Origin of the sequence: Nonomuraea cavernae, from assembly GCF_014646355.1 — a bacterium.
In the GTDB taxonomy this organism is placed as follows: Bacteria; Actinomycetota; Actinomycetes; order Streptosporangiales; family Streptosporangiaceae; genus Nonomuraea; species Nonomuraea cavernae.
Map to the genome: position 1 here is coordinate 58982 of NZ_BMNH01000032.1, position 8259 is coordinate 67240.

General features: G+C 71.5%; 8 protein-coding genes. 5 read left to right on the forward strand and 3 right to left on the reverse strand.

The window, feature by feature from the left end:
- Nucleotides 1-8 precede the first annotated feature (8 nt).
- The 5 genes from ureG to IEY82_RS33425 all read left to right on the forward strand — a co-directional run bounded on the left by ureG (nucleotide 9) and on the right by IEY82_RS33425 (nucleotide 3247).
- Nucleotides 9-644 (forward strand): urease accessory protein UreG, encoded by a 636-nt coding sequence (gene ureG, locus IEY82_RS33405; protein WP_189128263.1) that lies wholly within the window; start codon nucleotides 9-11, stop codon nucleotides 642-644.
- A complete protein-coding gene (locus IEY82_RS33410; protein WP_225264162.1) occupies nucleotides 626-1588 on the forward strand; it encodes an urease accessory protein UreD in 963 nt (320 codons plus the stop codon). The genes ureG and IEY82_RS33410 overlap by 19 nt, the downstream gene beginning before the upstream one ends.
- A gap of 23 nt (nucleotides 1589-1611) precedes the next feature.
- Nucleotides 1612-2085 carry a fluoride efflux transporter FluC gene (locus IEY82_RS33415; RefSeq protein WP_189128264.1) on the forward strand — a complete coding sequence of 158 codons (474 nt, stop codon included), beginning with the start codon at nucleotides 1612-1614 and terminating at the stop codon, nucleotides 2083-2085.
- A 1-nt stretch (nucleotide 2086) separates the two neighbouring features.
- Nucleotides 2087-2446, forward strand: coding sequence for a fluoride efflux transporter CrcB (crcB, locus tag IEY82_RS33420; protein ID WP_189128265.1), 360 nt, complete (start codon nucleotides 2087-2089; stop codon nucleotides 2444-2446).
- A gap of 123 nt (nucleotides 2447-2569) precedes the next feature.
- Entirely contained in the window at nucleotides 2570-3247 is a 678-nt protein-coding gene (locus tag IEY82_RS33425; RefSeq protein WP_189128266.1) for a YoaK family protein, read from the forward strand.
- A 37-nt stretch (nucleotides 3248-3284) separates the two neighbouring features.
- On the opposite strand, the gene IEY82_RS33430 is transcribed toward IEY82_RS33425, so the two are convergent.
- The 3 genes from IEY82_RS33430 to IEY82_RS33440 form a co-directional block, all read right to left on the reverse strand.
- A complete protein-coding gene (locus IEY82_RS33430) occupies nucleotides 3285-5636 on the reverse strand; it encodes a glycoside hydrolase family 65 protein (RefSeq protein WP_189128267.1) in 2352 nt (783 codons plus the stop codon).
- Nucleotides 5633-6397, reverse strand: a complete 765-nt coding sequence (locus IEY82_RS33435) for an HAD family hydrolase (protein ID WP_189128268.1) — start codon at nucleotides 6395-6397, stop codon at nucleotides 5633-5635. The genes IEY82_RS33430 and IEY82_RS33435 overlap by 4 nt, the downstream gene beginning before the upstream one ends.
- Nucleotides 6398-6627: 230 nt before the next feature.
- On the reverse strand, nucleotides 6628-8259 hold a 1632-nt coding region (locus IEY82_RS33440; protein ID WP_373291474.1), incomplete at its 5' end, for a glycosyl hydrolase family 18 protein.

An 8259-nucleotide genomic window follows, 5' to 3' on the forward strand; every position in this document is an offset into this window, starting at 1 on the left:
GGAGTGACATGGAACTGGAAACGGTGTTCAAGGTCGGCGTCGGCGGGCCCGTCGGGTCGGGCAAGACCGCGCTCATCGAGGCGCTCATCCCCATCCTCGTCGAGCACGGCCGCAGACCCGGTGTCATCACCAACGACATCTACACCCAGGAGGACGCCGACCACGTCCGCCGCGCGATGGCCGGCATCCTCGACCCGGAGCGGGTGGTCGGCGTCGAGACCGGGGCCTGCCCGCACACCGCGGTGCGCGACGACCCGACGATGAACCTCGCCGCGGCGGCCGAGCTGCTCGACCGCTTCCCCGACATCGACCTGCTGCTCTTCGAGAGCGGCGGCGACAACCTGACGCTGACCTTCAGCCCGGTGCTGGCCGACGTGTACGTGTTCGTCCTGGACACCGCCGAGGGCGAGAAGATGCCGCGCAAGCGCGGCCCCGGCACGACGGACTCCGACCTGCTGGTCATCAACAAGATCGACCTCGCGCCGTACGTGCGGACCGACCTCGCGGTCATGGAACGCGACGCGCACGCGGTGCGCGGGAGCGGGCCCGTCATCCTCACCGACTGCCTGACCGGCACCGGGGTCGGCGACGTCGCCGACTTCATCGAGGCTCGTCAGGGGGCGGAGTGGGTCTCGCAGAACTAGCGCGCCGGCCCGGCGGCTCACCCGACCCGCTGGTCCCGGAGAGCTACACCGCGACCTGGCTGCCGCACCAGGTCGCCCGCCACGCCTCCGGCGTGGACATGCTGCCCGTCGGCAGCCCCGGCAAGGTCGGCATCCTCGACCTGGCCTTCGAGCGGATCGGCGACCGGACCGAGCTGACCGCCCTCTACCAGAAGGCGCCCCTGCACACCACGCGCCCGCTGTACTACGACCCCGAGTGGCCCGGCCTGCCGTACGCGATGCTCCTGTCGTCCAGCGGCGGCGTCATCCAGGGCGACCGGTACCGCGTCGACGTGACCTGCGGCGCCGGTGCGGCGGTGCACCTGTCGACCGCGGCCGCCACACGCGTCTACCGGATGGACCAGGACTACGCCTCCCAGCTGGTGAACCTCACCGTCGGACCGGGCGGCTACCTGGAGTACCTGCCGGAGCACACGATCCCGTACGTGGACTCGCGCTACTACCAGCGGATCGGCGTCACCATGGCCCCGGACGCGACCGTCGTGCTGGGCGAGACCGTCATGGGCGGCCGGCTGGTTCGCGGCGAGCGGCACGCCTACGCCGCGTACTGCGCCGACCTGGAGGTGCGCGGCCCGGACGGGCGGCTGATCTTCGCCGATCCGATGCGCCTGGCGCCGGCCGAGCGAGCGGTGACCGGCCCGGCCGTGCTGGCCGGGTTCGACGTCGTGGCCTCCTTCTACGTCGTCACCGGTGACAGGCCGGCGCGGGAGCTCGCGGACGCGCTGCACGACGCGCTCTCGGGGACGGGGCTGCGGGCCGGCGCCGGCGTGCTGCCCGGGGAGCGGGGAGCGTGGGCCCGGATCCTCGGCGGCCGCTCCCCCGACGTGACGGCCGCCCGGCACCTGGCCTGGGACGTCGTCCGCAGGCTGCTGAGGGGCGTGCCGGCGCCGGACCGCCGGATCTGACCCACGAGGAGGGAGAGCCATCCATGGAGAGCGATGAGCACCTGGGCCGGCGCGAGCGCGCCGAGGCCGTCTCGCTGCACCCGCACGGCCCGCCGGCCTGGCAGCCGGGCGTGTTCCTGGACATCGCGATCGGGGGCGCCGTCGGCGCCCTCCTGCGTTATCTGCTGACCGCGGCGATCCCCGCCTCGCCGACGGGTGTTCCCTGGGGCATCTTCACGGTGAACATGATCGGCTGCCTCCTCATGGGCCTGCTGACGTCGTACCTGCTGGTGACCAGGCCGCGGCCGTTCGTGCGCCCCTTCGCGGTGACCGGCTACCTGGGTGGTTTCACCACGTTCTCGCACCTCATCGACGGCGTCCACAGCCTGGGCGACGCGGGCAGATGGGGTCTCGGCGTCGGCTACGCGGTGGCCAGCGTGGTGATCGGCTGGATCGCCGTGGTGGCGGGCCTGATGCTCGGAAAGCACCTGCCGCACCACAGAGACAGGACGGTGTGAGATGGCGATCCTCATGGTGCTCATCGGCGGCGCGCTCGGCGCGATGTCCAGGTACGCCCTGGACCGCTACGTCAAGCAGCGAGCAGGCCGGGCCTTCCCCTGGGGCACGCTCACGGTCAACCTGCTGGGCTCGGGCTTCCTCGGCGCGCTGCACGGGGCCGGCACGGGCACCGAGGTGGAGGCGCTGCTCGGCACCGGCTTCTGCGGCGCGCTGACCACGTTCAGCACCTTCGAGCTCGACACCGTCCACCTGATCCAGGACGGCTCGTACGGCAAGGCCGCCGTGAACGCGGTCGGCAGCCTGATCCTCGGCTTCGTCGCCTTCGCCGTCTGCTTCGCCATCGTGCGCGCGCTCATCTGACCGCCGGCCGGACCGGCCCGCCGTCACAGGAGCCGGGTCCGATCCACCGGAAGGTCTTCCAGAACACGGCGAAAGGTCCGGCATGACCGTCAGGGAGCCGATCCGGCGCGCGAGGTGCCAGAGGTGAGCAGCGGCAACCTCGGCTGGCCCTTCTGGGGCGCTCTCACCGTCATCAGCGGGATGGTCGACGCGATCACCTACACGGCCCTCGGCCAGGTCTTCGCGGGCAACATGACGGGAAACCTGCTCATCATGGGGTTCGCCGCGGGCGGGGTGTCCCAGTTGTCGGTCGTCGCGACGCTCATCTCGCTGGTGAGCTTCGTCGTGGGGGCGGCGCTGGGAGGCCAGCTGACCGCGCGAGTGGGAGACGTCGGCCGTCGACTCAGGATCGCCTTTCCCGCCGAGTCGGCCCTGCACGTGATCGCCGCCGTGGCCGCGTTCCAGCTGCCCGTCAAGACGGCCGCCGGCCAGTACGCGCTGATCGTCATCCTGGCGGTCACCATGGGCGCCCGCAACACCGTCGTCCGCCGGCTCAAGATCGCTGACATCAACACGACGGTGATCACCGGCACGTTGACCAACCTGGCGGCCGACTCGCCGTTCGGGACCGGCGCCAGCACGCGGTCGGGCCGCCGCGCGGGCCAGATCGGGGCGCTCGTCGTCGGCGCCTTCGCGGGCACCGTCTGCCTGCTGAAGCTCGGACTGCCCTGGGCGCTGACGATCATGGCCATCTTCAGCTGCCTGACAACGGCCGGACACATCGTGTTCGACGCGGTGCGTGCCCGGTCCGGGCCGAGGTAGCCTCCCCGACCTGCAAGAGCCTGCTCCGACGCGTCCTCTAGCTGGACGCGCGGCGGATCGGGCGGCGGCCGGGTGGCTGCGTGGGCTCCTTGGACGGATGCGTCGCCGGGATCGGGCGGCTGAGCGGCGTGCCGACGGAGAGCTTGCCCGGCCGTCCATGGTGCCGGATCCGGAGAGGGGCGCCGTCGAGCAACGTGTAGGTGGCGCTTTTCTGGTTCATCTCGACCGTCAACCGGCGTCCCAGCATGGAGACGGTGAAGGAGAGCCGGGTGAGTCCCGAGGGCAGGCGCGGCGCGAAGCTCAGGACGCCGGCGCGCTGCCGCAGTCCGGCGAACCCGTCGACCAGCGCGATCCAGGCGCCGACCAGCGACGCGATGTGCAGCCCGTTCCTGGTGTTGTGCTCGACGTCGTCGAGGTCCATCAGCGCCGCCTCGGCCAGGTAGTCGTAGGCGAGGTCCAGGTGACCGACCTCGGCGGCCACCACCGCCTGGGTGCAGGCCGAGAGCGAGGAGTCCCGTACGGTGATCTGCTCGTAGTAGGCGAAGTCGCGTGCCTTCTCCTCCGGGCTGAAGGCGTCGCCGCGGCGGTGCAGCGCCAGGACGAGGTCGGCCTGCTTGACGACCTGCTTGCGGTAGAGATCGAAGTAGGGGAAGTGCAGCATCAGCGGATACTGCTCCGGCCTGGTCGCGCCGAAGTCCCATCTCTGGTGGCTGGTGAAGCCCTCCGACTGCTGGTGGACGCCGAGCCTGTGGTCGTACGGCAGCGACATCGCCCGGGCGGCGTTGCGCCAGCCTGCCATCTCCTCCTCGCCGACCCCCAGCCTGCCAGCCCGATCGGAGTGGCGCTCGGCGGCCCGCGCGGCGGCGAGCAGGTTCTGCTGGGCCATCAGGTTGGTGTAGACGTTGTTGTCGGCGACCGCGCTGTACTCGTCGGGGCCGGTGACGCCGTCGATGCGGAAGGCGCCGTCGGCGTCATGGTGGCCGAGCGAGCGCCACAGCCGGGCGGTCTCGACGAGGAGCTCCATCCCGGCGTCGGCCTCGAAGGCGTCGTCGCCGGTGACGTCGAGGTAGCGGATGACGGCGTCGGAGATGGCGGCGTTGACGTGGAACGCGGCGGTGCCGGCCGGCCAGTAGCCCGAGCATTCCTCGCCGTGGATGGTCCGCCAGGGGAAGGCCGCCCCACCCAACCCGAGCTGCGCCGCCCTCGTGGTGGCCATCGGCAGGGTGGTGTGCCGCCAGCGCAGGGCATGGGCGACGGCGTCGGGCATCAGATAGGTCAGGACCGGGAGCACGAACGCCTCGCTGTCCCAGAAGACGTGCCCGTCGTAGCCGCGTCCGGTGAGGCCCTTGGCCGGAATGCCCCTGCCCTCGGCTCGGGCGGTGGCCTGCAGCATGTGGAACAGCCCGAACCGCACCGCCTGCTGGATCTCGGGGTCGCCGTCCACCTGGACGTCGGCCCGGCTCCAGAACTCGTCCAGGTAGCTCCGCTGGGCGGAGAGCAGCCCCTCCCAGCCGGTGTCGCGGGCCCCGGCGAGCGCGGCCTCGGCCTCGTCGCGTACCGCGGGGCGCGAGCGGGACCCCGACCAGGAGTGGGCGACGAACTTGACCAGCCGGAGAGTCTCCCCGGCGGCGAGCGACGCCGTCACCGTCACCCGGCCCAGGTCGGCCGAGCTCTCCGCGACGACGTGGGTGCCGGGCGGCCCGTCGACGAGATGGTCCATCGCCACGGCCACGCGCAGGCCGCTGCGGCGGGTGCAGTGGACCAGCACCGAGCGGGCGTCCCCGGCGGAGTTCTCCTCGCCCACCAGCGGCGCGTCGAGCACCGCGGCGATCCGGGGATCGCCTCCCGGTTTCGGCAGCGGCTCGTTGGCGACGAGCTCCGACTGCACCACCACCCGCAGGGGCTCATCGAGCGGCGTCACCTCGTAGCAGATCGCCGCGATCGCCCGCTGGGTCAGCGACACCAGCCGGACCGAGGTCACCCGCACGGCGGACCCGTCGGGCGACTCCCATTCGGCCCGCCGGCTCAGCACACCCGCCCGGAAGTCCAGTGCCTGCTCGTGATCGCGCAGCCGCCCGTAGCGGACGTCGAACGCCTCGTCGTCGACGAGCAGGCGGATCACCTTGCCGTTGGTGATGTTGACGACGGTCTGCCCCGACTCGGGGAAGCCGTAGCCGGCCTCGGCGTACGGCAGCGGGTGCGACTCGTAGACGCCGGACAGGTAGCTGCCGGGCAGGCCGTGCGGCTCGCCCTCGTCGAGGTTGCCGCGCCAGCCGAGGTGCCCGTTGGACAGCGCGAACAGCGACTCGGCCTGGGCTAGCACGTCCAGGTCGAGCCGGGTGCTCCGCAGCGCCCACGGCTCGCAGGTGAACGCCCCATGCGTGATCACGACTGGTCCAGCAGGTCGGCGAGGTCGGACACCACCGTGTCGGCGCCGTGCTCGCGCAGCGCGGCCGCCTGCCCGCTCCGGTCGACCCCGACCACGAACCCGAACCCGCCCGCCCGTCCGGCCTGGACCCCCGACAGAGCGTCCTCGAACACCGCCGCGTGCTCCGGCTCCGTGCCCAGGGCCCGCGCGGCGGCCAGGTACATGTCGGGCGCCGGTTTGCCCGCCAGGTGGTCGCGTGCCACGGTCCGCCCGTCGACGCGTTCCTCGAACAGGTCCTCGATGCCCGCGCCGGCCAGCATCTCCCGGCAGTTGGCGCTGGACGACACGACCGCCCGGCGCAGCCCGGCGTCCCGCGCCGCGCGCACGTAGCGGACCGATCCCGCGAACGACTCGACTCCGTCCGCGCGGACGTGCTCCAGCACCAGCTCGTTCTTGCGTTTCGCGAGGTTGTAGACGGTCTCCGCGTCCGGTGGATCCTGGGGGCCGCCTTCCGGCAGGGTGATCCCGCGAGAGGCCAGAAACGCGCGGGTGCCGTCGGCACGGGTCCTGCCGTCCACGTAGGTGTCATAGTCGCCGACCGGGTCGAAGGGGACCGGCTGCTCGCCGGTCCGTTCGGCGCGTTCGCGGAGGAAGGCGTCGAACATCTCCTTCCACGCGGCCGCGTGCAGCTTCGCCGTACGGGTGAGCACGCCGTCCATGTCGAACAGGCACGCCCGGATCCCGCCCGGCAGGCCCAGCCTCTCGGCCGCAGACGGCTCCATCGTGGTCGACCTCCCTGAGCATCCGCGAAACACGAACGTCAGGTGGCTCGTGCGCGCATGGAGCACCGACCGACCGTCACCAACCCCCCGACGTTCTCGTCGTACCCGCCCTTCGCCCCGGCTACCAGCGGAAACGGACCCGGCGGCGGGTGAACGACCGGACCGACGCGCACGAGGAGCCGGGCCCTCGACCGAAAGGGCCCGGCTCCGCCAGTGGATCAGCCGGTGGATCAGCCGAGGCCGTTGCGCATCGCGGTGATCAGCTCTCCGTTGGTGGTGTCGCCGCTGAGCTCCCAGAAGAACGCGCCGCCGAGGCCCTGGTCCTTCGAGTAACCCATCTTGCCGCCGATCGTGCTCGGCGTGTCGTAGCTCCACCACTGGTTGCCGCAGTGGGCGTAGGCGGTGCCGGCGATGGTGCCGGTGGCGGGGCAGCGGGTCTTGAGCACCTTGTAGTCCTCGATGCCCTGCTCGAACGTGCCCGGCGCCGGGCCGGTCGCCGTGCCGCCGGGGGCCGACTGGGTGACGCCGGTCCAGCCGCGGCCGTAGAAGCCGATGCCGAGCAGCAGCTTGCTGGCCGGGACGCCCTTGCTCTTGAGCTTCTGGATGGCCTGGTCGGAGTGGAAGCCGGCCTGCGGGATGCCGGTGTAGGAGGTGAGCGGCGAGTGCGGGGCCGTCGGGCCCTGCGCCGCCCAGGCGCCGAAGTAGTCGTAGGTCATGACGTTGTACCAGTCGAGGTACTGGGCGGCGCCGCCGTAGTCGGCCGCGTCGATCTTGCCGCCCGAGGTGCCGTCCGCGGTGATGGCCGCGGTGACCAGGTTGCCGGAGCCGAAGCGGGCGCGCAGCGCCGACATCAGGTTGCGGAACGAGGCCGGTCCGCTGGTGTCGCAGGTGAGGCCGCAGGCGTTCGGGTACTCCCAGTCGATGTCGATGCCGTCGAAGACGTCGGCCCAGCGCGGGTCCTCGACCAGCCGGTAGCAGGACTCGGCGAACGCCGCCGGGTTGGCCGCGGCCTGGCCGAATCCGCCCGACCAGGTCCAGCCGCCGAACGAGAACAACACCTTGAGGTTCGGGTACTTCTGCTTGAGCTTGCGCAGCTGGTTGAAGTTGCCGCGCAGCGCGCCGGCGTCCCAGGTGTCGGCGACGCCGTCGACGCTCTCGGCCGCGGAGTAGAAGCGGTCGTAGTCGGCGTTGCTGTCGCCGATCGTGCACTGGCCGTTCTGCACGTTGCCGAAGGCGTAGTTGATGTGGGTCAGCTTGGCCGCCGAGCCGCTGGTGTCGATGTTCTTGACGTGGTAGGCGCGCTGGTAGACGCCCCACTGCACGAAGTAGCCGAGCACCTTCTTGCCGCCCCCGCCTCCACCGGTGGTGGTGGTCGCGGTGATCTGGTTGCTGTTGGCGGACTGGTTGCCGGCCGCGTCACGCGCCCGGACCGTGTACGTGTACGCCGTGCCCGCACTCAGCCCGGTGTCAGTGAAGGACGTGCCCGTCACCGTCGTCACCAGCGTCCCGCCCCGGTAGACGCCGTAACCCGTCACCCCCACGTTGTCCGTCGAGGCGTTCCACGCCAGCGACACACTGCTCGACGACACCCCCGTCGAACGCAGGTTGCCCGGCACCGACGGGGCCGTGGTGTCGCCTCCACCGCCTGAGGTCGTGGCCGTGATCTGGTTGCTGTTGGCGGACTGGTTGCCGGCCGCGTCACGCGCCCGGACCGTGTACGTGTACGCCGTGCCCGCGCTCAGCCCGGTGTCAGTGAAAGACGTGCCCGTCACCGTCGTCACCAGCGTCCCGCCCCGGTAGACGCCGTAACCCGTCACCCCCACGTTGTCCGTCGAGGCGTTCCACGCCAGCGACACACTGCT